At 65.3% G+C, this 25,809-nt stretch carries 24 protein-coding genes; 16 read left to right on the forward strand and 8 right to left on the reverse strand.

From position 1 onward, the window contains the following. Positions 1-34 precede the first annotated feature (34 nt). A complete protein-coding gene (locus G8O24_RS25805; RefSeq protein WP_188104283.1) occupies positions 35-922 on the forward strand; it encodes a dienelactone hydrolase family protein in 888 nt (295 codons plus the stop codon). Between the two features lie 13 nt (positions 923-935). Here the strand turns inward: G8O24_RS25805 and G8O24_RS25810 are convergent, their stop codons facing one another. The 3 genes from G8O24_RS25810 to G8O24_RS25820 all read right to left on the reverse strand — a co-directional run bounded on the left by G8O24_RS25810 (position 936) and on the right by G8O24_RS25820 (position 3,888). Then, positions 936-1,814 carry an SDR family oxidoreductase gene (locus G8O24_RS25810; protein WP_188104285.1) on the reverse strand — a complete coding sequence of 293 codons (879 nt, stop codon included), beginning with the start codon at positions 1,812-1,814 and terminating at the stop codon, positions 936-938. Between the two features lie 107 nt (positions 1,815-1,921). Next, on the reverse strand, positions 1,922-2,329 hold the full coding sequence (locus tag G8O24_RS25815) for a nuclear transport factor 2 family protein (RefSeq protein WP_092297404.1): 408 nt from the start codon (positions 2,327-2,329) through the stop codon (positions 1,922-1,924). 89 nt (positions 2,330-2,418) lie between these two features. Beyond that, positions 2,419-3,888 carry a mannitol dehydrogenase family protein gene (locus G8O24_RS25820; protein ID WP_188104286.1) on the reverse strand — a complete coding sequence of 490 codons (1,470 nt, stop codon included), beginning with the start codon at positions 3,886-3,888 and terminating at the stop codon, positions 2,419-2,421. A gap of 149 nt (positions 3,889-4,037) precedes the next feature. Between G8O24_RS25820 and G8O24_RS25825 the strand changes: the two genes are divergently transcribed. From G8O24_RS25825 to G8O24_RS25855, 7 genes are all read left to right on the forward strand, one after another. Further along, on the forward strand, positions 4,038-4,847 hold the full coding sequence (locus G8O24_RS25825; protein WP_188104288.1) for a FadR/GntR family transcriptional regulator: 810 nt from the start codon (positions 4,038-4,040) through the stop codon (positions 4,845-4,847). A gap of 80 nt (positions 4,848-4,927) precedes the next feature. Next, positions 4,928-5,887 (forward strand): sialic acid TRAP transporter substrate-binding protein SiaP, encoded by a 960-nt coding sequence (locus tag G8O24_RS25830; protein WP_188104346.1) that lies wholly within the window; start codon positions 4,928-4,930, stop codon positions 5,885-5,887. A 194-nt stretch (positions 5,888-6,081) separates the two neighbouring features. After that, entirely contained in the window at positions 6,082-6,660 is a 579-nt protein-coding gene (locus G8O24_RS25835; RefSeq protein WP_188104290.1) for a TRAP transporter small permease, read from the forward strand. A 4-nt stretch (positions 6,661-6,664) separates the two neighbouring features. Next, positions 6,665-8,071: a TRAP transporter large permease gene (locus G8O24_RS25840; RefSeq protein WP_188104292.1), complete on the forward strand. Its 1,407-nt coding sequence runs from the start codon at positions 6,665-6,667 to the stop codon at positions 8,069-8,071. After that, a complete protein-coding gene (locus G8O24_RS25845; RefSeq protein WP_188104294.1) occupies positions 8,068-9,117 on the forward strand; it encodes an L-idonate 5-dehydrogenase in 1,050 nt (349 codons plus the stop codon). The genes G8O24_RS25840 and G8O24_RS25845 overlap by 4 nt, the downstream gene beginning before the upstream one ends. A 12-nt stretch (positions 9,118-9,129) precedes the next feature. After that, the gene (uxuA, locus tag G8O24_RS25850) at positions 9,130-10,320 is read left to right on the forward strand and encodes a mannonate dehydratase (protein ID WP_188104296.1); all 1,191 of its coding nucleotides are present in this window, start codon (positions 9,130-9,132) and stop codon (positions 10,318-10,320) included. Between the two features lie 265 nt (positions 10,321-10,585). Continuing rightward, positions 10,586-10,744, forward strand: coding sequence for a hypothetical protein (locus G8O24_RS25855; RefSeq protein ID WP_188104298.1), 159 nt, complete (start codon positions 10,586-10,588; stop codon positions 10,742-10,744). 16 nt (positions 10,745-10,760) lie between these two features. Here G8O24_RS25855 and G8O24_RS25860 read toward each other — a convergent pair whose 3' ends face one another. Both G8O24_RS25860 and G8O24_RS25865 read right to left on the reverse strand, forming a co-directional pair. Continuing rightward, on the reverse strand, positions 10,761-12,062 hold the full coding sequence (locus tag G8O24_RS25860; RefSeq protein WP_188104348.1) for an MFS transporter: 1,302 nt from the start codon (positions 12,060-12,062) through the stop codon (positions 10,761-10,763). Positions 12,063-12,237: 175 nt separating this feature from the next. Then, on the reverse strand, positions 12,238-13,074 hold the full coding sequence (locus G8O24_RS25865; protein ID WP_188104299.1) for a transporter substrate-binding domain-containing protein: 837 nt from the start codon (positions 13,072-13,074) through the stop codon (positions 12,238-12,240). A 212-nt stretch (positions 13,075-13,286) separates the two neighbouring features. On the opposite strand from G8O24_RS25865, the gene G8O24_RS25870 reads away from it, so the two are divergent. The 6 genes from G8O24_RS25870 (at position 13,287) to G8O24_RS25895 (ending at position 19,170) form a co-directional block, all read left to right on the forward strand. After that, complete coding sequence (locus G8O24_RS25870; protein WP_188104301.1) at positions 13,287-14,204, forward strand: NAD(P)-dependent oxidoreductase; 918 nt, start codon at positions 13,287-13,289, stop codon at positions 14,202-14,204. 14 nt (positions 14,205-14,218) lie between these two features. Next, complete coding sequence (locus G8O24_RS25875; protein ID WP_188104303.1) at positions 14,219-14,572, forward strand: RidA family protein; 354 nt, start codon at positions 14,219-14,221, stop codon at positions 14,570-14,572. 112 nt (positions 14,573-14,684) lie between these two features. Next, the gene (locus tag G8O24_RS25880; RefSeq protein WP_188104305.1) at positions 14,685-16,346 is read left to right on the forward strand and encodes a thiamine pyrophosphate-binding protein; all 1,662 of its coding nucleotides are present in this window, start codon (positions 14,685-14,687) and stop codon (positions 16,344-16,346) included. Between the two features lie 3 nt (positions 16,347-16,349). After that, positions 16,350-17,615 (forward strand): NAD(P)/FAD-dependent oxidoreductase, encoded by a 1,266-nt coding sequence (locus G8O24_RS25885; protein ID WP_188104306.1) that lies wholly within the window; start codon positions 16,350-16,352, stop codon positions 17,613-17,615. 9 nt (positions 17,616-17,624) lie between these two features. Next, positions 17,625-18,368, forward strand: a complete 744-nt coding sequence (locus tag G8O24_RS25890) for an aspartate/glutamate racemase family protein (RefSeq protein WP_188104308.1) — start codon at positions 17,625-17,627, stop codon at positions 18,366-18,368. Between the two features lie 100 nt (positions 18,369-18,468). Next, on the forward strand, positions 18,469-19,170 hold the full coding sequence (locus G8O24_RS25895; protein ID WP_244645992.1) for a GntR family transcriptional regulator: 702 nt from the start codon (positions 18,469-18,471) through the stop codon (positions 19,168-19,170). Positions 19,171-19,387: 217 nt separating this feature from the next. Here the strand turns inward: G8O24_RS25895 and G8O24_RS25900 are convergent, their stop codons facing one another. Genes G8O24_RS25900 through G8O24_RS25910 form a run of 3 tightly spaced genes read right to left on the reverse strand, consistent with a single transcriptional unit; the run spans position 19,388 to position 22,408 of the window. After that, positions 19,388-20,215 (reverse strand): carbohydrate ABC transporter permease, encoded by an 828-nt coding sequence (locus G8O24_RS25900; protein ID WP_188104311.1) that lies wholly within the window; start codon positions 20,213-20,215, stop codon positions 19,388-19,390. Next, entirely contained in the window at positions 20,212-21,060 is an 849-nt protein-coding gene (locus G8O24_RS25905; protein WP_188104313.1) for a carbohydrate ABC transporter permease, read from the reverse strand. Before G8O24_RS25905 ends, G8O24_RS25900 begins: the two co-directional genes overlap by 4 nt. 7 nt (positions 21,061-21,067) lie before the next feature. After that, complete coding sequence (locus G8O24_RS25910; RefSeq protein WP_188104315.1) at positions 21,068-22,408, reverse strand: ABC transporter substrate-binding protein; 1,341 nt, start codon at positions 22,406-22,408, stop codon at positions 21,068-21,070. Positions 22,409-22,485: 77 nt separating this feature from the next. Here G8O24_RS25910 and G8O24_RS25915 point away from each other — a divergent pair, with 77 nt between their 5' ends. Both G8O24_RS25915 and G8O24_RS25920 read left to right on the forward strand, forming a co-directional pair. Beyond that, positions 22,486-23,541, forward strand: coding sequence for a LacI family DNA-binding transcriptional regulator (locus G8O24_RS25915; protein ID WP_188104317.1), 1,056 nt, complete (start codon positions 22,486-22,488; stop codon positions 23,539-23,541). Between the two features lie 32 nt (positions 23,542-23,573). Continuing rightward, positions 23,574-25,724: an ADP-ribosylglycohydrolase family protein gene (locus G8O24_RS25920; RefSeq protein ID WP_188104319.1), complete on the forward strand. Its 2,151-nt coding sequence runs from the start codon at positions 23,574-23,576 to the stop codon at positions 25,722-25,724. Positions 25,725-25,809: the final 85 nt, after the last annotated feature.

Consider the following 25,809-nt stretch of genomic DNA (forward strand, 5'->3'; position numbering starts at 1 on the left):
AGACACCTGGACGAGGCATCAGGAGGACCAATCGATGAGCATCGAGACCACCATCACGGCCGACGTTGTAGGGCTGATCAAGTCGCCCCCGGTCTCGCGTCGCGGATTCATGAGCGCGACCGCGGCCGTCGCCGCCGGCTACACGCTTGCGGCAGGTCCCGTCCGCGCCGAGGTGATCACTACCGATACCAGCGGCCTCCAGGCCGGCGACGCCAAGATCAAGGTCGGTTCCGAAGAGATGCCGGCCTATTTCGCGCGGCCCGCGGGCAACAGCAAGGCGCCGGTGATCATCGTCGCGATGGAAATCTTCGGCCTGCACGAATACATCAAGGACGTGACGCGGCGCCTTGCCAAGCTCGGCGCCTTCGCCGTCGCGCCCGACTATTATTTCCGCAAGGGCACCGATCTCACCAAGATCACCGATATCAAGGACCTGCTGCCGATCGTCAACGCCAAGCCCGACGCGGAGCTGCTGTCCGATCTCGACGCGACGGTGGCCTGGGCGGGATCGCAAGGCGGCGACACCGCAAAGCTCGGCATCATCGGCTTCTGCCGCGGCGGCCGCAACGTTTGGGAATACGCCGCGCACAGCAGCACGCTCAAGGCCGGCGTTGCCTTCTACGGTCCGCCGGTCGATCCGCCCAATCCGCTGTGGCCGAAGAGCCCGCTGCAGCTTGCGCCCGAGATGAAGGCCCCGGTGCTCGGCCTCTATGGCGGTGCCGACACCGGCATTCCGGTCGCGCAGGTCGAGCAGCTCAAGGCGGCGCTCGAGCAGAACAAGAAGACCGCCGAGTTCAAGATCTATCCGGAGGCGCCGCACGGCTTCCATGCCGACTACCGTGGCAGCTACCGCAAGGACGCCGCCGAAGATGGCTGGAAGCAGGCGCAGGCCTGGTTCAGGAAGTATGGTGTTTTGAGCTGACCAGGGCCGAGAATCAAAGGGCGGCTGATTGGTCGCCCGGTCCCTTTCGCGCTTCGTCATCACGCCACAGCGCATCAAGGCCGTGGCGATAGGTCGGATAGGCCAGCGTCACGCCAAGCTCGCGCTTCAGTCTTGCGTTGGAGACCCGGGCGCTGCTGGCATAGAAGCTGCGCGCCATCGCCGACATCTCGGCGGTCGCGAACGCTTCTTCGGCCGGCGGCGCAACGCCCATCAGCTGTGCAGCATAGGCGATCACATCCTGCGGCGGCGCGGGCTCGTCGTCGCAGACGTTCCAGATGCCAGCGGTGTTGTGGTTGACCGCCGCCATGATCGCGCTCGCGATATCATCAACATGGATGCGGTTGAAGACCTGGCCGGGCTTGATGATGCGCCGTGCGGTGCCACTGCGCAGTGTCGCCAGCGCGTTGCGGCCGGGGCCGTAGATGCCGGCAAGCCGGAGGATTGCGACGTCGCCCTGCGCCGTCGCCGTCCAGGCCTGTTCCGCCGCCACCCGCATGCGGGCGCGGTCGAGGGCGGACTGCGGCGGCGTGCTCTCGTCCACCCAGCCGCCGGCGTGATCGCCGTAGACGCCGATCGTGGAGAGATAGACGATTTTGCGACGGCCCGCCGCCAGGACATCGCCGAGTGCCGCCAGTGCCGGATCGCCGGTGCTGTCAGGTGGGATCGAGACGAGGACGACATCGGCCCCGCGGATGCGCGCGGCCGTCGCGTCATCGGGACGGCTGCCGGAAAAACCATGAAGCTCGAGGCCGGCGAGATCGTCCCGCTTGGCGGGATCGCGGACCGTGCCGGCGATGTGCGAGAAGCTGCCGCCGAACCTGCGAACGAAATGCCGGGTGCTATAGCCGAGGCCGAGGATGAAGAGCCGCATGCGTCTTCCGTGCTGGTCCGAATTTGGTTCGCGCGAGCCCGCGCGTCCGCGCCGGTAAGAGATCAAAACTGCAAAACAACCCCATGCACAGTAGAACGCCGTCGCGGTCAGTGCACCCGGTGGCTCGCTCTATCGTCCTCAGCCTGCTCGACAATCTGCGCGATCGGGCTCGACTGGTGATGCACCAGACGCCAGCCGTCGCCGACGCGGCGAAAATGGTTGGCGGCGGCCAGCGCGGTGCCGTCGACGATTTCGATGCAAAGCACCCGGGCGCTGTCGCCGTCGATGATCGCCTGCGGCTCGGCGCAGACGATCTGCGGCCGTTCGGGGTTTTGCAGGATGTCGCGCCAGCTTCCGATCACCGTGGCGTGCCCGACGATCGCGGGCCAGCCGGGATGAATGCAGGAAATGGCGTCGTCATCCGCCCACATCCGCTTCATTTCGTCGAAATCGCCCGTCGAGAAGGCGGCGTAAAAGGCCGCGTTCGCGGCGATGACCTTGCTGTCCTTTGCCATGTCTCTCGGGTGGGCCAATGGCAGGCAAAAATCAAGCGCGACTTCCGTCCGACTTTGAACGCAGTGCAGCATTGCTGCCCAGTTTGTGGTCACGCTGAAACCAGCGTCTCCACCGCGCGCCGCGCCCCGTCCTTGTAGAGCCGGGCGAGCGCCGCGGTCACGGCCTCGCGCAGCCGCGGCTCGGCACCCAGCGGTCCGAACACTTTTTCCACGCCGAGCAATTTCGGCGCGAGCCGTTCCGCGACGGGGCCGGCTTCGCGCGCCAGACTTGCAAGCTCGGCGGCGAGGGGATCGCGCACGTCGATGGCGCGGCCCTGCTCGTCAGACGCGGTGACGTAGCGCATCCAGCCGGCCACGGCGAGCGCATGTGTCGCGATCGGCAGGTTTTTGGCGAGACGATCCTGCATCGCGCCGAGCAGGCGCTGCGGCAGCTTTTGCGAGCCGTCCATCGCGATCTGCCAGGTGCGGTGATGCAACGCCGGATTGGAAAAGCGCTTCAGCAGCGAGGCGCGATAGGCGGAAAGATCGGTACCGTCAGGCATCGCCAGCGTCACCGCGGCCTGTTCCATCACTTGGGCGGCAAGGCGCGCGAAATGCGGATCCTGCATGGTGTCGGCGATGGTCTCGTAGCCGGCGAGATAGCCGAGATAGGCGAGCGCCGAATGGCTGGCGTTGAGCAGACGCAGCTTCATCAATTCGAACGGCCTGACGTCGGTGACGAGCTCGACACCGGCGGCAGCGAGATCGGGCCGGCCCGCGCAGAAGCGATCCTCGACCACCCATTGCGTGAAAGGCTCGGTCATGACCGGCCATGCATCGCGCAGGGCGAGTGCCGCGGAGACCGCATCGCGGTCGGCATCGGTCGTTTCCGGCACGATGCGGTCGACCATAGTGGAGGGAAAAGCGACGGTGTCCGCGATCCACTTGCCGAGATCCTTCGAGCGGAGCGCGCCGAATTGCGTGACGATCCGCTGCACGGTGTGCCCGTTGGCCGCGAGATTGTCGCAGCACAACACTGAGAAGGGCGCCGTGCCGAGCGCCCGTCGCCGCGCCAGCGCCGCCGCGATGAACCCGGGAGCAGAGCGCGGCGCGTCGAAATTGTTCAGGTCGTGCACGACATCAGGATGGCGCTCATCGAGATCGCCGGTCTGCGGCGTGTGGCAATAGCCCTTTTCGGTAACCGTGAGCGAGACGATGCGAATGGCGGGATCGGCCATCCGCTGGACCAGTGCCGCCGGGTTCTCGCGCGCGACCATGCTGTCGAGCAGCGCGCCGATGACGCGGTGCTCGGTGCCCTCAGTGGCGCGCACCGCGACCGTATAAAGGTGATCCTGAGGAGCGAGGGCGTCGCGGGTCCCGGGGTTGCGCAGGCTCGCGCCGACGATGCCCCAGGACGAGCTGCCTGCGGCAAGACAATCGTCGATGACGACAGCCTGATGAGCGCGGTGAAACGCGCCCAAGCCGAGATGCACGATGCCTGAAGTGATGCGCGAACGGTCGTAGGCCGGCCGGCGGATGTGAGCTGGCAGCCGATCGAGATTGGCGCTTCCAAGCCGCATGGACGTCTCCCCTTTGCTTGGCGGCTGCTTGACATGGCGGCCTTCCTCGGTCAATGCTTCGGTCAATTGGTAAGACCAATTTTCCAAAATTGGCAGGCCGCCGGGCCGCAAGCCTTCCCGGCGAGACCTTTTCTTTCGGGGAGGCCAGCGTGCCGCTGGAAGCTGTGGAGGCGAGACGGCTCTATCGCCAGGTCGCCGATCAATTGCGAAGCCTGATCGACAGCGGCGAGTACGCGGTCGGCAGCCGCTTGCCGACCGAACGCGAGCTCGCGGAGCAGCTCAAGATCTCGCGGCCGACGGTGCGCGAAGCCCTGATCGCACTCGAAGTGGAAGGCCGGGTGCGCATCCGCGTGGGCTCGGGCATCTATGTGACCGAGCCCGCCGAAGACACGCCGGTCCCATCAGCCGTCGTCGAAGGTCCGTTCGAGCTGCTGCGCGCCCGCGAATTCCTGGAAAGCGCGATCGCCGAGCAGGCTGCACGGGTCGCTACCAAGGATGACATCACGCGCATCGACGCTGCCCTCGTCGCGATGGAAAATGTCGACCATCCCGGCGAAGCCTCGATGGTCTACGACCGCGCCTTCCACATCGCCATCGCCGGATGCCTCGGCAACGCCGTGCTGGTGCGGGTGGTCGGCGAGCTGTTCGACCAGCGTCTCAATCCCTATTTCGCGCAGCTCGCGCATTATTTCGAGAACCCCTCCACCTGGCGCACCGCGCTCGAGGAGCACAGGGCCGTGCGCGACGCCATTGCGGCGCGCCGGCCGCTCTCGGCCCACGACGCCATGCGCGACCACCTCGCGCATTCGCAGGAGCGCTTTGCGCAGAATTTTGGCGCGGAGACGTCAGGGGGCACGCCGGCGGCGCGGAAACGAGTGGCGCGACCCGGGGCCGAGCCGGCGGAGCCAAAACGACCGTCGAAGAAAGCAGCCAAAAGCAGCGGCGGTCGACGACGATGAGATTGAGCGACCCGCCTCAAGGCGGTGAACAAGAAGCAGACTTAAGTCAGTGGAGGAAATCAGTGTTGAAGACAACGACGATGATGCTGGCGATGTCGGTCGCCGCGATGTTTGCGACCACCGAGGCCGGCATGGCGCAGACCAAGCTGAAATGGGCGCACGTCTACGAGACCTCGGAACCGTTCCATACCGCCTCGCTCTGGGCCGCGCAGGAGATCGGCAAGCGCACCAACGGGCGTTATCAGATCGACGTCTATCCGGCCTCGCAGCTCGGCAAGGAAGCCGACATCAACCAGGGCCTCTCGCTCGGCTCGGTCGACATCATCATCTCCGGCTCGAGCTTCGCGGCCAAGAGCTTTGCGCCGATCGGCGTGACCTATTATCCCTACACCTTCCGCGATGCCGATCATCTGCTCGCCTATACCAAGAGCGATATCTTCAAGGAGCTCGCCAAGGGCTATGAGGACAAGAGCGGCCACCACATCGTCGCGGTGACCTATTACGGCGTGCGCCAGACCTCGTCGAACAAGCCGATCAAGAGCTGCGCCGACATGAAGGGCCTGAAGATGCGGGTGCCCGACGTTCCGGCCTACCTTGCGATGCCGCGCGCCTGCGGCGCCAACACCGCGCCGATCGCGTTTGCCGAAGTCTACCTCGCGCTCCAGAACGGCACGGTGGAGGCACAGGAAAACCCGCTGACCACGATCGAGGCCAAGAAGTTCTACGAGGTGCAGAAGCACATCGTGCTGACGGGCCACATCGTCGATCACCTCAATACGGTGATCGCGGGCGCGCTCTGGAAGAAGCTCAGCGACGAGGACAAGAAGATCTTCACCGACGTGGCGCAAGAGGCCGCCGCCAAGGCAACCGAGGAGATCAAGCAGAACGAGGCCAAGCTGGTCGCCTTCTTCAAGGAAAAAGGCCTGACCGTGACCGAGGTCGACAAGAACGAGTTCCGCGACATCGTGCTGAAGAACGTCCCGTTCGAAACCTTCGGCTATCGCAAGGCCGATTGGGAGCGGATCCAGGCGGTGAAATAAGCACGCCCCTCATGGTGAGGAGCACGGAACGCGCGTCTCGAACCATGAAGGCCCCGATCTCACCTAGGGCCATCCTTCGAGACGCTTGCTTCGCAAGCTCCTCAGGATGAGGAGCAGAGTCCGCAGAGCAAAGACGTCATTGCGGGTTCTCGCTTTGCGAGCCCCGGAACGACGATCTGGAGAGAGGTAACCACATGTCCACCGCCGAAATGCACCGGCAGATCACCGCGGACGAGATCGCGCACACGTTCGAAGAGGAGGCGGCGCCCAAGGTCGATCTCGGCGTCTACGCTTTCGAGGACTGGGTGGCGCTGGCGATCTTCTGGGTGATGGCGCTCGCCGTCTTCCTGCAGTTCTTCACCCGCTACGTGCTCAACGACAGCTACGCCTGGACCGAGGAGATCGCGACCTATTGCCTGATCGGCGTGGTCTTCATCGGCGCCTCGATGTGCGTGCGGCTATCGCGGCACATTCAGGTCGACCTGATCTATCGCTACCTGCCGCATCTCGTGGCGCGCGCACTGTCGACGATGATCGACCTGATCCGGATCGCCTTCTTCGGCTACGCCATCAAGCTGGTCTGGGTCTACATCCAGATCATTGGCGATGAGTCCATGACCACGATCAACTTTCCCAAGAACTACGTCTATTACGCGGTGCTGGCAGGCTTCGTGTTGATGTTCGCGCGCTCGCTGCAGGTCGCCCTGCAACATCTGCGACAGGGCTATTCGATCCTCGAACGTCCCGGCGCCTACGACGGTTTTGAAGGGTAATCTCATGCTGCTGTTGCTTGGCGGTTTTCTCCTCCTGATGCTGCTCGGCGTTCCCGTGGCGATTGCCATGGCTGGATCGTCGCTGCTCTACATCCTGGTCAGCGGCGTGACGCCCGACGTCACGCTGGCGCAGCGCATGATCGCGGGCGTCGAGAGCTTTCCGCTGCTCGCCGTGCCGTTCTTCATCCTGGCCGGCAACCTCATGAACATCGCCGGCGTCACCGGCCGCATCTACAAATTTGCCGTCGCGCTGGTGGGATGGATGCGCGGCGGTCTCGGCCACGTCAACATCATCGGCTCGGTGATCTTCTCCGGCATGTCCGGCACTGCGATCGCGGATGCCGCGGGTCTCGGCACCATCGAGATCAAGGCGATGAAGGACCACGGCTACAGCACCGAGTTCTCGGTCGGCGTCACCGCGGCTTCCGCGACGCTCGGCCCGATCATCCCGCCGTCCTTGCCTTTCGTGATTTACGGCATGATGGCCAACGTCTCGATCGGCGCGCTGTTCCTGGGCGGTGTCATTCCCGGCATCGTCATGACGCTGCTGATGATGGCGACCGTCACCTATTTCGCCCACAGGAACAAATGGGGCAGCGACACGCCGTTCTCCTGGCCGCAGCTCGGCGCGGCCGGTCTCGAGATCGTCATCGTGTTCTCGTTCCCGCTGGCGATCTGGCTGATGGTGCTGGCCGGCCTGTCGACCAATCTGGCCGTCGTCATCGGTCTCGGCGCGCTGCTCGCGATCGACTGGTATTTCGACTTCTCGGCGGTGATGGCGCTGATGGCGCCGGTGATCCTGATCGGCGGCATGACGCTCGGCTGGTTCACGCCGACGGAGGCGGCCGTCGCCGCGGTGATCTGGTCGCTGTTCCTCGGCCTCGTGCGCTATCGCACCATGACCTTGCAGACGGTGGCCAAGGCGACGTTCGATACCATCGAGACCACGGCCTCGGTGCTGTTCATCGTCACGGCTGCCTCGATCTTCGCCTGGCTGCTGACGGTGTCGCAGGCCGCCCAACTTCTGTCGGACTGGATGCTCGGCATCACCCACAACAAATGGGTGTTCCTGGCGCTCGCCAACGTGCTGATCCTGTTCGTCGGCTGCTTCATCGACACCACGGCGGCGATCACCATTCTGGTGCCGATCCTGCTGCCGATCGTGCTCAAGCTCGGGATCGATCCGATCCATTTCGGTCTGATCATGACGCTGAACCTGATGATCGGCCTGTTGCATCCGCCGCTCGGCATGGTGCTGTTCGTGCTGGCGCGCGTGGCAAAGCTCTCGGTCGAGCGCACGACGGTCGCCATCCTGCCCTGGCTGGTGCCGCTGCTGCTCGCGCTGATCGCGATCACCTACATGCCCGACCTGACCCTCTGGCTGCCGAAATACATGGGACTTTCCAAATGACCTCGACCTCTCTCGCCGCGACCCTGTTCGGACCCGAAGACCTGCGCATGATCGAGCATCCGCTTCCCAAGCTCACTGAGGGCATGGTGCGCATCCGCTTCGGGGCCGGCGGCATCTGCGGCTCCGACATGCATTACTTCCGCCATGCCCGGACCGGCGACTTCGTGGTGACATCGCCGCTGGTGCTCGGCCACGAGATCTCGGGCGAGGTCGTGGAGATCGCGGGCTCGGCAGCGAATCTCAAGGTGGGCGACCGCGTCGCGGTCAACCCGTCGCGCTGGTGCGGCCGTTGCGTGGCCTGCCGTGAGGGCCGGCAGAACCTCTGCGAAAATATCTATTTCATGGGTTCGGCGTCGAAGACGCCGCACATGCAGGGCGGCTTTGCCAGATATTTCGACGCGATCCCGGCGCAGTGCGTCAAGATTCCGGACCATGTGTCCTATCAAGCCGCGGCGCTGGCCGAGCCGCTGGCCGTCTGCCTGCACGCCGTTGCGCGCGCCGGCAACATCCAGGGCAAGCGGGGCATCATCTTCGGAGCCGGCCCGATCGGACTGCTGACCATGCTGGCCGCGCATCGCGCCGGTATGTCGGACATCACGGTGGCCGACATCGCGCCGGCGCCGCTGGCCTTCGCGACCAGGCTCGGCGCGTCCCGTGTCGAGAACGTCTCAGGCGGCGAAGAGGGCCTGAAGGCGCAAGCCGCGTTGCGTCCCTATGACGTCGCCTTCGAAGTCTCGGGCACGGCCGCAGGCCTTGCCAGCGCCATCGGCATCGTCCGACACGGCGGCGTGGTGGTGCAGATCGGCAATCTGCCGGGCGGTCAGATTCCGACGCCGTCGAATGCGGTGATGGCCAAGGAAATCGACCTGCGCGGCTCGTTCCGCTTTGGGCTCGAATTCATGACCGCGGTGGAACTGATCAGCGTGGGCAGCGTCGATGTGCTGTCGCTGGTCACCGCCGAGCGGCCGCTCGCGACCGCGCCGGACGCGCTGCGGCTGGCGCTGGACCGCTCGCAGAGCGTCAAGGTCGTGCTGACGGCGAACTGATTGGAGACAAGCATGATGCTCGAGGGATGGCGCTGGTATGGGCCGGACGATCCGGTTTCGCTCGACGACGTCAGGCAGGCCGGGGCGAGCGATATCGTCTCGGCGCTGCATCAGGTGCCGATCGGGGAGGCCTGGACCCGCAAGGCTGTCGAGGAGCGCAAGAACTTCATCGAGAACGGCCAGCCCGGGCGCTCAAAGCTGACCTGGTCGGTGGTAGAATCGATTCCTATTCCTGATGACGTCAAGCGGCTCGGAGCCAAGGCGACCAAGTCCATCGACGCCTGGATCGCGAGCCTGGAGGCGGTGGCCGCCTCCGGCATCACGATCGTCTGCTACAATTTCATGCCCGTGGTCGACTGGTGCCGCACCGATCTTGAATGGGAGCTTCCGAACGGCGCCCGCGCCATGCGTTTCGATCAGGATCGTTTTGCCGCGTTCGAGCTGCATATTCTCAAGCGGCCCGCTGCCGTTCAGGACTACTCGCTGGAAGCGCAGGCGCGTGCGAAAGCGCTGTTCAAGAGGATGAGCCAGGCCGATATCGACTATCTCGTCATGGTCATCGCCAGCGCGCTGCCCGGCTCGACCACCGAGCCGATGACGATCCCGCAATTCCGCGAGCGGCTCGCGACCTATCGCGATATCACCCCAGAGATCCTGCGGCAGCATCTGGTCGAGTTTCTCGCGCGCGTGACGCCGGTCGCCGAGCAGCTCGGCGTGTCGCTGACGCTGCATCCGGATGATCCGCCGCGCCCGCTGTTCGGCCTGCCGCGCATTGCCTCTTCAGCCGATGATTACCAGGCGCTGTTCGATGCCGTGCCGTCGAAGGCCAACGGCATCTGCCTGTGCACCGGCTCGCTCGGCGTACGGCCTGAAAACAATCTGCCCGAGATGGCCGAACGCTTCGCTCCGCGCATCGCCTTCGCGCATCTGCGCGCAACCAGGCGCGAGGCCGACGGTTTGTCTTTCTACGAGTCGGATCATCTCGACGGCGACGTCGACATGGTCGCCGTGCTCAAGGCCTTGTTGAAGGAGAACGCGCGGCGGTCACCGGACAAGAGGATCGTGTTCCGTCCCGATCACGGCCACCGCATGCTCGACGACCTCGCCGCCACCAAGCGCACCAATCCCGGCTACACCGCGATCGGCCGCCTGCGCGGCCTCGCCGAGCTGCGCGGCGCGATCAGGGCGATCGAGCATCGGTGAGGGGCTAGCTCTTTCCACTCGCAATGACGGTGTGTGGAGGAATTACTGTGCCACCTCATCATCGTCGTCCTGGCGAAAGCCAGGACGACAGCTGAGTTTGCGGTGCGCTTTCGCCCTCATCCTCCGCGTGTGGCCCCAGACCGCGGTGTGATCCGGGTCGACCGAGGGCCAGCCGCAGCTGTAATCTGCTTCACAGGCGGATGCGCCGATCTGCGCTAGATCAAGTCAGGCCCCGCGTTTCGCGCGGCCGGCTTCGGAGCTGGCGATGATTGCTGCACTGGCAAGAGCAATATCCCGTGCGACGGGAACCAATGTCGATGTCGAAACTCTGAAGATCCTGATGATCTTCTCGGGCGCAGGCCTCCTGATCTCGCTCGTCGCCGCGATGATCTATGGACAGGCTTTCAACGCCGCGCTGTTCTGAGCGCGCCTGCAATCCGTCAGGCCACGGGATCCTTGGAGCGGCTTCGGCTATCAGGCGCCAGCGGCGGGGCGCGCTTCAGCGGAGCAGTCTCGCGTGATGCGGCGTCTCGGCTCGCGGTGGGCGCGGCCGGCGCGGCGCCGGTATCGCGCCAGGCGAGGATCCAGATCAGAAAGCCCAAAAGCGCCAGCGCTGCGCCGACCGGACCGGTCGAGGTCCAGCCCAGCCCCTCGCGAATGGCGAGGCCGCCGAGGAACGGGCCGAGCGCGTTGGCGGTGTTGAACGCCGAATGATTGAGCGCGGCGGCGAGCGCCTGTGCATCTCCGGCGACATCCATCAGCCGCGTTTGCAAGATAGCCCCGAGCGCGACACTGGCGCCGATCGCAAAGATGTCGATCGCGAGCAGCCAGGGATTGCCGGCCGCGAGCGGAAACGCCAGCAGCGCCACCGCTGCGAACAGCAGGATGCCGCCCGCCGTCGGCATCAAGGCGCGATCGGCGAAGCGCGGCACGACCAGATTGCCAAGCGTGGCGCCGATGCCGAAGATCGCCAGGAAGAACGGAATGACCCCGGTGCCAACCTTGGTGACCTCGATCAAGGTCGTCGCCAGATAGGTGTAGACGGCGAACATGCCGCCGAAGCCGATGGCCCCGATCGCGAGCGTATTCCAGACGCGGCGGCTTCTGAGTGCGCCGAGCTCGCGCAGCGGATCCGACCGGCCGGCCTGGTCGCGCGGCGCGAACAGCGCGCACAGCACCACGGTGAGCAAGGCCAGCACCGATACGAGGCCAAAGCTCGCGCGCCAGCCGAGCGCCTGGCCGATCAGATTGGCGAGGGGCACGCCGATGATGGTGGCGACGGTCAGCCCCAGCATCACCTGGCCGACCGTCTGCGAGCGGCGATGTTGCGGCACGAGCGAGGCCGCAACCAGCGCGGCGATGCCGAAATAGGCGCCGTGCGGCAGGCCGGAGAGAAACCGGGCGGCGATCATCGCGCCAAAGCTCGGTGCCAGCGCGGTGAGGGCGTTGCCGAGTGCGAACACCGCCATCAGCGCCAGCAATTGCGTGCGCCGGGCAAATTTCGCGCCGAGCACGGCGATCAGCGGCGCGCCCAGCACGACCCCGAGCGCGTAGGCGCTGATCGCGTGTCCGGCGGTCGGCTCGTCGATGTGAAGGTCAGCCGCAAAGAACGGCAGCAGGCTCATCGACGCGAATTCGGTGGTTCCGATCGCAAAGCCGCCCATCGCGAGCGAGAACAGGACGATGGCGAGGTGAGGGGGCGCTGAGCTGCGAGGCGAGGTCGCTTGAGGCGAAGTCGTCATGTGTCCTGCATCGGTGATGGCAACGGGAACCAGCCCGGCGAACGTCGCCACCCCCGCAATATTTATCCGGTGTAGTTAAGCGCGCATGGGTCCGCGTCAACACCGGATGCCCCACGTCGGGCCGCGCGCATATCAGCGTCCCGCTCTGCTCAGGGCATCAAGCGAAAATGATCGATCAGAACTGCACTTCGCCCGGAATGTCGTCGGCGCTGAGGCCGACGGTTTGATAGGCCTTCAGCAGCCATTCGCGGGTCTGGCCCAGCGAGCGGTTGTAATCTGCCCAGGCGCTGAGGAAATCCTTGTAGCGCCGATCGGCTTCGGCGCGGATGCCGAGATTGGTCGGCAGCGTCAGCAGCGGCCGCGGAATCGCGAGATCGCCCAGCGTCGGATTCTTCTTCAGCGTGAAGATCGACAGCACCGCGAGCGAGACATTGCAGTCGGCGCGGCCGGTCGACACCGCGAGGATCGCCTCGTCGCGAGTCTTGAAGCCGAGGATGTCGGCCTTCGGGCAGTAACGGCGCGCGATCGTCTCGTGCGTCGAGCCGATGTCGACGGCGATCTTGACCTCGGGCTTGTTGAGCTCGGCCCAGGTCTGCGGCTTGGCAAAACCCTTCTTGGTGATGACGGTGAAGGAGTGCACCAGGATCGGCGTCGAGAAGTCGATGACGAGCGAGCGCTCGGGCGTCGGGTTCACGGCGAAGGCGAGGTCGATCTTGTCGGCCTGCAGATCGAGGATCTGGTTGCCCCAGGTCGATTCCAGCGTCTCGACCTTGGCGCCCAGCTTGCTCGCGATGTCGTTCGCCATGTCGATGCAGGCGCCCGACCATTGATTGGTCGAAAGGTCCTTGTGGAAATAGGGATCCTGGCCGGCGATGACGGCGATGCGCAGCACGCCGCTCTTCTTGATGCGATCGAGCGTGGAGGTCGGCGCGGTATCGGCCTTGATTGATGTGGTCGCGGCCATTGCGGCGCCCGCCAGCGCGACGGTGGTGAGTGCGTCCCTGCGGTTCATCGGCAGTTCTCCCTGGGGAATGGGGATCTATCGGCTCCGGCTGGTGGACTATTTCTGTATTCAGAACATAATGCAATATGGTATTGCGGCTTTGCCGGCGATTTGTGCGACGAGGCAGGTGAGAGCCTCCTCGATTGGCAAGGCGAGAGAAAACTCGCGTGGCTGGCCATGGGACCGGGCCGGCAAGCTTGGGATTGAGAAGGAGAGAGTTTGTGCGTGCTGTTTTCGTCGATGCCAACGACACCCTGGCCGCGGTCACCGAGAAGCTGCTGGGCGCGGCGAAACTGCCTGTCAGCATCGTCCGCAACCCCTCGATTAAGCCCGAAGATCTCCCCGGCCTGCTCGGCGATGCCGAGATCATGATCGTCGACCACACCGCGGTGCCGGCAGCGATTGCCGCCAAATGCGCCAAGCTGAAGCATGTCGTCTTCCTCGGCACCGGCGCGCGCAGCTACATGAATCCGGAGGAGCTCGCTGAACGCGGCATCTCGGTCCACACCATCAAGGGCTATGGTGACACCGCGGTGGCCGAATGCGCGATCGCGCTGATGTGGGCGTCGGCCAGGAGCTTCGGCGAGATGGACCGCGGCATGCGCGAGGGCAATTGGTTGCGTCGCGACGCCGTGCAGCTCACCGGCAAGACGCTCGGCCTGATCGGCTTCGGCGGCATCGCGGCTGAAGCCGCGCGCATGGCGGCGGGCTGCGGCATGAAGGTGATCGCCTGGAACAGGACGCCAAAGACCCATCCGGGCGTCGACTTCGTGCCGCTGGAGACACTGCTGGCCGAAAGCCACGTCGTCTCGCTGCATCTGTTGCTCAACGACGAAACCAAGGGCTTCCTGTCGCGCGAGCGGATCGCGCAGATGCGCAAGGGCAGCATCCTGATCAACACCGCGCGCGGCGCCATCGTCGATGAAGAGGCGATGCTGGAGGCGCTGCGCTCGGGCCACATTGCCCATGCCGGCCTCGACGTCTTCACCGTCGAGCCGCTCCCGGCTGGTCATGCCCTGACGAAACTGCCAAACGTGACGCTGTCGGCGCATTCGGCGTTTCGCACGCCGGAGGCGAGCGACAATTTGATCGGCGCCGCGCTCGATCACTGCCGCCGCATCATCGCCACCGGCAAGTAAGGAATAGGACGTCCATGACCGACATCACCCGCATCGAGCAGAACGCCCGCCGCAGCCGCGCTTCCGTGTTCGGCGATCTGGTTTTCCTCGCAGGCCATGTGGCCGACACCAAGACCGCCGACATCACCCAGCAGACCAAGGAGGTGCTGGCCAAGATCGACGACATGCTGGCGCGCGCCGGCACCGACAAGTCGCGCCTGCTCAGCGTGCAGATCTGGCTCAAGACCATGGATGATTTCGACGCCATGAACGCGGTCTATGATGCCTGGGTGGTGCCGGGCCATGTGCCGACGCGCGCCTGCGGCAAGGTCGAGCTGGCCGATCCCGGCTACCGCATCGAGGTGATCGCGATCGCGGCGCGCAGCTGACATGCGGGCCGATGCCCTCTGCACTGTCAGCATCGGCCTTGCACCTTGTTTCCGCCTGTCCTACGCCACCCCGGACCAAAAACGCATTCGCTAGCGCCTGCAGGGAGCCGTCATGACCATCAGAAACACCCGCACCGGGGGCCAGATCCTGATCGATCAGCTGGTCGCGCAAGGCGTCGAGCGCGTCACCTGCGTGCCGGGCGAGAGTTATCTGGCGGCGCTCGATGCGCTGCATGACAGTCCGATCGACGTCGTGATCTGCCGCGCCGAGGGCGGCGCTGCGATGATGGCCGAAGCCTATGGCAAGCTCACCGGCCGCCCCGGTGTCTGCTTCGTCACCCGCGGCCCCGGCGCCACCAATGCCAGCCACGGCGTTCACATCGCGATGCAGGATTCGACGCCGATGATCCTGTTCGTCGGCCAGGTCGACACCGGCATGATCGGACGCGAAGCGTTCCAGGAGCTCGACTACAAGGCGGTGTTCGGCTCGATGGCGAAATGGGCGGTCGAGATCGATCGTCCCGATCGCATTCCGGAGCTGGTCGCGCGCGCCTTCCGCGTCGCCATGCAGGGCCGTCCCGGTCCCGTCGTGATCGCGCTGCCGGAGAACATGCTGACCGAGACGGCCGCCGTGGCCGATGCCATGCGCATCGAGCCGGCGGTGAGCTGGCCGGCGCCTTCCGATATCGAGCGCGTCGGTGCGCTGCTCGCGAGCGCCAAGGCGCCGCTGGTCATTCTCGGCGGCTCGCGCTGGACCGATGACGCCACCAAGAGCATCGCGCGCTTTGCCGAGCGCTTCGACCTGCCGGTCGCGACCTCGTTCCGCCGGGCCTCGTTGATCGACGCCGACCATCCGCACTATGCCGGCGATCTCGGCATCGGGCCGAGCCCGAGCCTGAAGGCGCGCATCGACAATGCCGATGTCATCCTGCTGATCGGCGGCCGCATGTCGGAGATGCCGTCCTCGTCCTACACCCTGCTCGACATCCCGACGCCGAAGCAGAAGCTGATCCATGTGCATCCGGGCTCGGAAGAACTCGGCCGCGTCTATCAGCCGGAGCTTGCGATCCAGGCGACGCCGGCCGCATTCGCCGCCGCGGTCGAGACGCTGAAGCCTTCGGGCGCGGTGGCCTGGAAGGGCGAAGCCGCCAAGGCGCATGCTGACTATCTCGCCTGGACCGAGACAGCACGCGAGCTGCCGGGCCATTTCCAATACGGCCAGGTCATGACCTGGCTGCGCGACCGCCTGCCGAAGGACGCGATCGTCTGCAACGGCGCCGGCAATTATGCCGGCTGGATCCATCGCCATCACCGCTTCCACAGCTTTGCCGCCCAGCTCGCGCCGACCTCGGGTTCGATGGGCTATGGCGTGCCGGCCGGCGTGCTGGCGAAGCGGCAATTTCCTGACCGTGTCGTCGTCGCCTTTGCCGGCGACGGCTGCTTCCTGATGAACGGCCAGGAGTTCGCGACCGCCGTGCAATACGACGCGCCGTTGATCGTCATCGTCGTCGACAATTCGCAATACGGCACCATCCGCATGCACCAGGAGCGCGACTATCCCGGCCGCGTCGTCGGCACCCAGCTCAAGAACCCCGACTTTGCGATGTATGCGAAAGCCTTCGGCGGCCATGGCGAACGGGTCGAGCGCACGGAAGAATTCGCGCCGGCGTTCGAACGTGCGCTGGCTTCACGCAAGCCGTCGATCCTCCACTGCATCATCGATCCGCGCGCGATATCGGTCGGCAAGGATTTCACCCCGGCGGTGAAGGCGTAAGCGATGGTAGAGGGCCGCCACGTCGCCATCATCGGAGCAGGCGCGGTCGGCGTGATCAGCGCGATCGAGGCGCTGCGCGAGGGCCATCGCGTCACGCTGATCGATCCGGGCGAGCCCGGCGGCGAACAGGCGGCGAGCTACGGCAATGCCGGCTGGCTCTCCTCGCATTCGGTGATCCCGCCGGCCGAGCCTGGTATCTGGAAGAAGGTGCCGGGCTATCTGATGGATCCGCTCGGCCCGCTGGCGATCCGCTGGTCGTACTTGCCGAAGGCGCTGCCCTGGCTGATCAAATACCTACTTTCGGGCTGGACCGAGGCGCGGGTCGAGCAGACCGCGTTCGCGCTGCGCGATCTGCTGAAAGACGCGCCGCTGCTTCACCGCAAGCTGGCGGAAGAGGCCGGCGTGCCTGAGCTGGTCGAGCGCAACGGCGTGATGCACGTGTTTCCCTCGCGCGGCAATTTCGACAACGATCTCGGCTGGCGCCTGCGCAAGAAGGTCGGCGTCGCGTGGATGGAGCTGAGCGCCGACGAGATGCGTCAGCGCGAGCCGGACCTGCATCCGCGCTACACCTTTGGCGTGGTAGTCGAAGAGGCCGGCCGCTGCCGCGATCCCGGCGCTTACGTTGCCGCGCTTGCGCAGCATGCGCTGGCGAGCGGTGCCAAGCTCGTCCGTGCCAAGGCAACTGGGCTCAAGCTTTCCGGTGACAAGCTCGTCGCCGTCATGACCGAGACCGGCGAGATCTCCTGCGATGCTGCGGTGGTCGCCGCCGGCGCGCATTCGAAGCGGCTGACCGCATCGGTCGGCGATGCCCTGCCGCTCGAGACCGAGCGCGGCTATCACGTCATGATCGAGCATCCCGAAACAGGTCCGCGCAGCTCGATGATGGCCGCCGACGCCAAGATGGTGGTGAACTGGACCGACAAGGGCCTGCGCGCCGCCGGCACGGTCGAGATCGCGGGCCTTCAGGCCGCACCGAACTGGAAGCGCGCCGAGATCCTGCGCAACCACCTTCTCGGCATGTTCCCCAAACTGCCGAAGGACATGCCGGCCTCGCGCATCAAGACCTGGTTTGGTCACCGGCCGAGCATGCCGGACGGACGCCCTTGCATCGGCTATTCGCGCGCCTCCCGCGACATCGTCTATGCCTTCGGCCACGGCCATGTCGGCCTGGTCGGCTCGGCTCGCACCGGCCGCCTGGTCGCGCAGCTTCTGAGCAGCAAGCAGCCGGAGATTCCGCTCGCACCGTTTTCGCCCAACCGCTTCCTCTGAGATTGCACCATGACCATTTCAGCCAACGCGCCGTCTCGTATCGCCCGTGGCGGCAAGGCCATCTATGGCGCGCCGCTCGGCATCCTGATGCTGGAAGCGCGCTTTCCGCGCATCGCTGGCGACATGGGCAACGGCACCACCTGGCCGTTTCCCGTGCTCTATCGCGTGGTGAGCGGGGCTTCGCCGGAGAAGGTGGTGTTGAAGGGCGCCGCCGGCCTCTTGCCTGACTTCATCGACGCGGCGAAGGATCTGGTGCGCCTTGGGGCTGAAGCCATCACTACCAATTGCGGCTTCCTCTCGCTGTTCCAGAAAGAGATCGCAGCCGCCGTCGGCGTGCCGGTCGCGACCTCGTCGTTGATGCAGGTGCCGTGGGTGCAGGCGACCCTGCCGCCGGGCAAGCGCGTCGGTCTCGTCACGGTGTCGGGCTCGACGCTGACCCCGGCTCATCTCGAAGGTGCCGGCGTGCCGCTCGATACGCCGCTGGTCGGCACCGAGCACGGCAAGGAATTCTTTCGCGTGCTGATCAAGGCCGAGAAGGACGACATGGATGTGGCGCAGGCCGAGCGCGACGTGGTCGAGGCCGGCAAAGAGCTGGTCGCCAAGAACCCCGATGTCGGCGCCATCGTGCTCGAATGCACCAACATGCCGCCCTATGCGGCGGCCTTGCAGGCCGAGATCGGGTTGCCGGTCTATGACATCTATTCCATGATCACCTGGTTTCATGCTGGACTGCGCCCGCGCGCCTTTGCCTGATTCCTGATGTCGCCGGCTCTTCACAACCTCTCGTTGGCATTGCAATTGCGGCTGTCGCCCCGGTATATTGGGCTGTGTTCGGGCATGAATGCAGTGGATGATGAGCAATTTGGAACTCGCCTCGGATAGTATCGTCGATCGCGTCTATGAACAGCTCAAGGCGATGGCCGTGAGCTACGAATTCAAGCCGGGCGAACGGCTCAACGAGGGTGAGCTGGCCAAACGGCTCGGCGTCAGCCGTACGCCGCTGCGCGAAGCGCTCAACCGTCTCAACACCGAGGGCTTCCTGCGCTTCACTCCCGGCAAGGGCTTCTTCTGCCGCGAACTGGACGCCAACGAGATCTTCGATCTCTACGAGCTGCGCAAGTCGATCGAGGTCGCCGCGGTTCGCCTCGCCATCAAGCGCGCCAAGGACGAGGACGTCGACGCGCTGTTGAAATTCCTCGAAGCAACCGGGCCCGATCCGGGTGAACGCACGTCGGTCGAGCTCGTCGAGCTGGATGAGACCTTCCACGAGCGGCTGATGGCGATGTCTGACAATGCCGAGATGCTGCGCGTCTTGCGCAACGTCAACGCGCGCATCCGCTTCGTGCGCTGGATCGACATGGACCGCGTCAACCGCTCCAACACGCAAGCCGAGCACCGCGCCGTGATCGAAGGCCTGAAGGCGCGCGACGAAGCGGCGTGCGTCTCGGTGCTCGAGAAGCACATCGACCGCCGCCTCGATCGCATCACCGCCGCGATCAAGGAAGGCTATGCGCAGATTTACATGCCCGCCGCGGCGCGGGCTGGGGCGAATTGAAGCTCTTTCGGCCGCCGTTCACTTCAGAAGCCAATGCTTCGCATTGGCTATGGCGCCGGATGAAGCGTCCGTCTCCGCGACCGCGCAGTATCGTAGGGTGGGCAAAGCGCAGCGTGCCCACCGCCTTCTCGTGGGCACGGCGCAAAGCGCGCCTTTGCCCACCCTACGATTCCGAACACGCGAAGGCAGACCCCTCGGTCCGAGCCACGTGTGGCGTTTACGACTTCACCGCGCCTGACGTCATGCCGTCGATGAACTGGCGCTGCAGCAGCACGAAGATCACGACGATCGGCAGCACGATCGTCACGGCGGCAGCCAGCATCTCGCCCCAATCGGTCGAGTACTGGCCGGTGAGGTTGTAGAAGCGCACGATCGCGGTGACGTTGCTGTCATTCTGCAGGAACGTCACGGCGATGACGAATTCGTTCCAGGCGTTCAGCCCGACGATGATCGCGACCGTGAGCAATCCCGGCCGCATCATCGGCAGGATCACGTACCAGAAGGTCTGCCAGGGCCTCGCGCCGTCAACCTGCGCGGCTTCCTCGAGCGCCACGGGAATGGCCAGCGCATAGGTGCGGAGCAGGAAGATCGCGAACGGCGAGAACATCGCGGTGTAGATCAACGCCACGGCGGGAATCGAGTTCACCAGCCCCAATTTGGCGAAGATGAAATACAGCGGATACAGATAGAGCTGCACCGGCACGGTGATCGTGGCCATGAAGTAGAAGGTGATGAAGCGCCAGAATTTTCCCTTCTGCCGCGCCAGCACATAGGCGCAGGGCGTCGCGGTGACGCAGACCATGAAGATGGTCAGGCTCGCGACTTCGGCGCTGTGCAGCAGGCTGGGGCCGAGCTGGGCGTTGCGCCAGGCCGACGAAAAGTTTTCCCAGTGCAGCCGGCTCGGCAGCGCCAGCGGACTGGCGCCGATCTCGACCGTCGTCTTCAGCGCGTTCATCACGGCGAGCACGATCGGCAGCAGCGAGCTGAACGATGCGACGCCGATCAGCGCGAGGCTGAACGTCCTGCTCCAGCGATCCCCGATCATGTCGTCTGCGCGTCGTCGGTGATCTGGAGCCAGAGATAGACGGCGGTGGCGCACAGGCCGAACAGGCTCATGACGCAGGCCGCCGCCGCAGCCTGCCCAACGTCGCCTTCGAAGAAGGCGTGGCGATAGGCAAAGGTCGCCAGCACCTCGCTGCCATAGGCGGGCCCGCCGCGGGTGACGATGAAGATGAACTCGAACACCTGGAACGACCAGATCACGGTGAGAATCAGCATGAGGGTCAGTGTCGGGCGGATGCCGGGCAGCAGGACATGACGAAACAGCGCGAAGAAGCCGGCGCCGTCGAGCCGCGCCGCCTCGATCTGGTCGACGCTGATCTGCCGCATCGCCGAGAGGAACACGACCGCGAGAAAGCCCCACCAGTGCCAGATGTCGACCGCGGCGACCGCGTAGAGCGAGCGGTCGGGATCGGCGAGGGGATCGGAGATCGAAAAGCCGTGCTCGTTCAGCCAGCCGACGATGCCGGTGGCCGGGCTGAAGATCATGCCCTGGAAGATGCGGCCCGTCACCGCGACTGCGATGATGCGCGGTAGGAAGATGATGGACTGCACGACGATGCGCGCCTTCGGCGCCATCAAGAGAGCTGCAGCCATCACCAGCGCGAGGCAGACCGGCACGGTGAGGAAGATCACGGTCCAGATGAAATTGTTGGTGAGCGCCGACCAGAATACGGGATCGGCGATCATGTTCTGGAAATTGGCCAGACCCGCCCAGACAGGCGTGCCGACGCCGTCCCAGATGAAGAACGCCGCCGTGAATGTCAGCACGGCGGGCACCAGGATGATGCAGATATTGATCAGCAGCGCCGGAAGCGCGAACAGCCACATCTTGCGATCAGGCCGTCCGCGGCGGCAGCGGCGGCACCTTGCCTTCCCTGGCTTCCTGGCTGAACAGCGTCTGCATCCGCGTCAGGTAGGCGTCCGGCGTAATCTTGTTGAGCCAGACCTGCTCGATGCCCTCGATCAGATAGGAATTGGTGGCGCCGGGCCAGAACGTCCAGGTGGTGAAGCCGTATTGTCCCTTGCTGAAGGCCTCGTGCAGATTTGCGATGGTCTTCTCGAACAGGGGATAGCCGATGCCCTGCAGCATCTCCGGCGGCAGGTCCTTCACCGGCAGCGCCCATTTGCCGGGCCAGTCGCGGTTCATCGCCTCGTAGAACTTGCGCGTCAGCATGAACTCGAACACGGCGGCGGCACCTTCCGCATTCTGCGAGGTCTTGGCGATCGACAGCGTCGCGCCGCAGGCGAGGTGCACCAGTGATCCCGTGAACGCGGAGCCGAGGCTCGGCGTCGGCGCGACGTCCATCACGGTGTCGGGCTTCGACATGCCGTAGGATTTGGTGCCGAACGACCATGTGCCGCTCAGCGCCATCGCCGCTTTGCCGTTCACGACCTGAAGGAAGCTCTGCTCGATCGTCAACGAGAAGTAGTTCTTGCCGAAATAGCCCTTGTTGTACCAGGCCTTCGACAGCTCGACGGCCTCGACGAAGGGCGGTGCGGTCCAGGGCAATTCGCCCGACAGCGCCTTGCGGACATTGTCCGGACCGGCGACGTTGTTGAAGAACACCGTCATCAGCCACTCGTTGACGCCCTTCCAGTCGGCGTTGCCGGCGCCGAAGGGAATGATGCCCTTGGCGAGCGCGGCGTCGGCGACTTGCTCCATCTCCTGCCGGTTGGTCGGCAGCTTCCAGCCGTTCTGCTTGAACAGCTCCTTGTTGTAGAACAGGTGCATGGACTCGTAGTCGCGTGGCAGCGCATAGAGCTTGCCGCCATAGACGCTGGTGTTGAGCAGCGGCGCGAGGAAGCGGTCCTTCCACTTGTATTTCTCGGCGAAGTCGTCGAGCGGCAGCACCTGGCCGGCATTGGCGATGGCGGTGAGATAGGCTGGGCCTGCGGTCTGCACGATATCGGGCCCGTTGCCGGCGACGAGGGCGACCTTCAGGAGATTGTTGACGGCCGCACCCTTCACCTCCATCTGCAGCAGATATTTGTCCTGCGCGGCATTGAAGGCCTCGACCAGATCGTTGCGCAGCGCGGCCTGGCCGTCCGAATTCGCCTGACCGAACCAGAAGGTCACGACCTTGCGCCCGTCCTCGGCGCGGGCGCCGCGCGGCAGATTGGCGGCAAGCGCTGCGGCAGGAATGGCGGCGACAAGCTGGCGTCGGGTCATGGTCATGGCGATGAACCTCGGTTTCCTCTGGTCACGTGCGACGATTGTTGATTTTCCTTTAGTAATACGTATAACTAACCGAAATGACGACGTCAACAACGCGGACGAAGCGAGCGAAGGGGCGCGACACGGCGGCCCCTGGCCGCCCCACGCAGAAGGATATCGCGCTCGCGGCCGGCGTTTCGCAGGCCGCGGTGTCGCTCGTCCTGAACAAGGCGGAGACGCCGTCCGTGCCAGTGGCGACGCGCACCCGCATCCTCGAAGTCGCTGAAGAGCTCGGCTATCGGCCGAACCATCCGGCGCGGATGCTGCGCAGCGCGCGCACGATGACCTTTGCCTGCGTCATTCCTGACATCACCAACCCTTTCTATCCCGGCCTCGTCCGCGGCCTGCAGACGGTTGCCGGGCCCGCCGGCTACGACGTCCTGATCTTCGACACGGATGGTCGGCCCGAGCGCGAGGCGCGCGCGATCGACTGGCTGCTGCAGGGGCGCGCCGACGGCGTGGTCGCGACGTTCTTTCATTTGCGCGTGCCGCAGCTTGCGGTGCTGGCGCGAAAGGGCATTCCGCTGGTGCGGCTGGAGAGCCAACACAAGCCGGACGGACCGCTCGCGATCGACAGCGTCTATATCGACAACGCGGAAGCGGCCGCTGCAATGACGCGGCTCCTGATCGCGCGCGGGCACCGCCGCATCGCCATGATCCAGGCCGAGTTCGGCCCGAGCCACCGCCGTGCGCAAGGCTATGGCGCGGTGATGCGCGAGGCCGGGCTATCGCCTGACTTCGTCACCGACAGTGCGTATTCGGAAGAATCCGGCGCGCGCGCGATGAGGCGGCTGCTCGATCGCAAGCGCGATCGCCCGACCGCCGTGTTCGGCGCCAGCGACGTGCTGGCGCTCGGCGCGATGGAAGCGGCGCGCGCCGCGGGGCTCTCGATCCCCGGTGACATCGCGATTGCCGGCTTCGACGACATCCCGGTCGCCAAGCTGCTCGGCCTCACCACGGTGCGGCAGCCGGAGTTCGACCTCGGCGCGCTGGCGGCGGAGACGCTGGTGAGGCGGCTGCAGCCGGGCGGACTGAAGGCGCCCGGCAAGAGCCACGAGCTGAAATTCGAGATTATCAAACGCTCGTCGGTCTGACCGGGCGGAGGAAATTGAAATGGGAGTGAACAGTGACGGCAATTCCTCATGACTACGCGGAGCGCGTCTATGCCGGCGTGCTCGGCAAGCTCATCGGCGTCTATCTCGGCCGGCCCTTCGAAGGCTGGACCTATGAGCGGATCATGAAGGAGCTCGGGCCGATCAATTATTACGTCAACGAGCGCCGCGACGTCGCCCTGCGCTCGCATCACCTCGTCGTCACCGATGACGACGTCTCCGGCACGTTCGCGTTTCCACGCGCACTCGTCGACAACGGCTATCCGAAGCGCCTGACGGCAAGGCAGGTCGGCCAGGCCTGGCTGAACTATATCGTCGAGGAGCGCGCCGTGCTGTGGTGGGGCGGCATCGGCAATTCCACCGAGCACACCGCCTATCTCCGCCTGAAGTCCGGCATTCCTGCGCCGCGGAGCGGCTCGATCGAGCTGAACGGCGCGACCGTGGCCGAGCAGATCGGCGCGCAGATCTTCATCGATGGCTGGGCGATGGTCAGCCCCGGCAATCCCGAGCAGGCCGCTTATCTCGCCGACCAGGCCGGGCGGGTCAGCCATGACGGCGAATCCGTGCATGCCGCAAAGCTGCTCGCGGCGATGGAGGCGCAGGCCTTCGTCGAGCGCGACGTGCAGAAGCTGATCGACACGGGCCTCGCTTTCGTGCCCAAGGACGCGCTGATCCGGCGCGTGGTCGATGATGTCCGCGACTGGCATGCCGGGGACAACAGCAATGATTGGGAGCGCACCCGCGCGCTGATCGCCGAACGCTACGGCTACGACAAATTCCTCGGCAATTGCCACGTCGTGCCGAACCACGCGCTGATCATTCTGGCGACGCTCTATGGCGAGAACAGTTTTCAGGAGGCGATGCGGATCGCCAACACCGCCGGCTGGGATACCGATTGCAACGCCGGCAATGTCGGCTGCCTGTTCGGCATCCGCACCGGCCTTGCCGGCCTCGACGCCGGGCCGGATTTCCGCACGCCCATTGCCGACCGCATGTACGTCTCCACCGCCGATGGCGGCGCCGCGATCACCGATGCGGTGATCGAGACGCAGTCGCTGGTCGCGGCGGGATTGGCGCTGGCGGGCGCACCGGCGCTGGCCGTTGCCAAGAACGGCGCGCGCTTCAACTTCAACTTCCCGGGCAGCCTGCAGGGCTTTCACGTCAAGGCCGGCGCGCCGGCGCGGTTGCACGAGGTCGAGCTCAGCAATGTCGCCGGCCACAGCCGCACCGGCCAGCGCAGCCTCGCGATCGACTTCCGTCGCCTTGCGCCCGGGCGCGTGGCGCGCGTCGCCAGCCCCACCTTCTTCGACAAGGAGGTGTTCACGATGCCGACCTATCAGCTGGTGTCGTGCCCGACGCTCTATTCGGGGCAGCGGGTCGAGTGCCGGCTGGAGTCGGAAACGGAGAGCGGCGCGGTCGCGGTGCGGCTGTTCGCCAGCGTCTATGACGCGCATGACGAACTGGTGCAGATCTACGGCGATGCGCAGGAGCTGACCGGCGGCTGCGAGGCCGTGCTGAGCTGGCAGGTGCCGGAGACGCACGCCTATCCGATCTTCGAGATCGGAATCGAGATCGAGACGCGCGATCCGCTCGGCGTCGATGGCACGCTCTATCTGGATTACCTGACCTGGGGCGGTGCGGCCGACACGGTGCTGAAGCGGCCGGACAACAATGTCAGCACGATGTGGAAGCACGCCTGGGTCAACAATGTCAGCCAGTTCCAGACCCGCTGGGAAGGCCTGCGCGTTACCAATGGCGACGGTCTCGGCTTCATCGCGCAGGGCTCGCGCGACTGGAAGGACTATCGGGTGGCCTCGGCGATCGCGCCGCTGCTGGCCAATGCCTGGGGCCTCGCCGCGCGCGTGCAGGGCCGCGAGCGCTATTACGCGCTGATGTTCGACCGCGCCGAGGGCGGCCGCGTGCGCCTCGTCAAACGCGTGCATGACGAGGTCGTGCTCGCCAGCGAGCGCTTCGCCTGGGAGCTCGACCGCAAATACGAGGTCGAGCTGCGCGTGGTCGGCAGCGAGATCGAAGCCCATGTCGACGGCAAGAAGCTGTTCAGCGCGCAGGACACCGGCGATTCACCTCTGACCGGCGGCGCGGTTGCGCTGGTCGTCGACAGCGGCTCGATCGCCGCCGAGGAGGTGAGGGTGGCGCCGCTGTAGCGGACTTTCTTCGCCTCTCCCGCTTGCGGGAGAGGTCGCGCTGAAAGCGCGGGTGAGGGCTTTCTCCTCTAGGGGATTGTCCCTT

The organism is Bradyrhizobium campsiandrae (genome assembly GCF_014529705.1).
GTDB classification, from domain to species: Bacteria; Pseudomonadota; Alphaproteobacteria; order Rhizobiales; family Xanthobacteraceae; genus Bradyrhizobium; species Bradyrhizobium campsiandrae.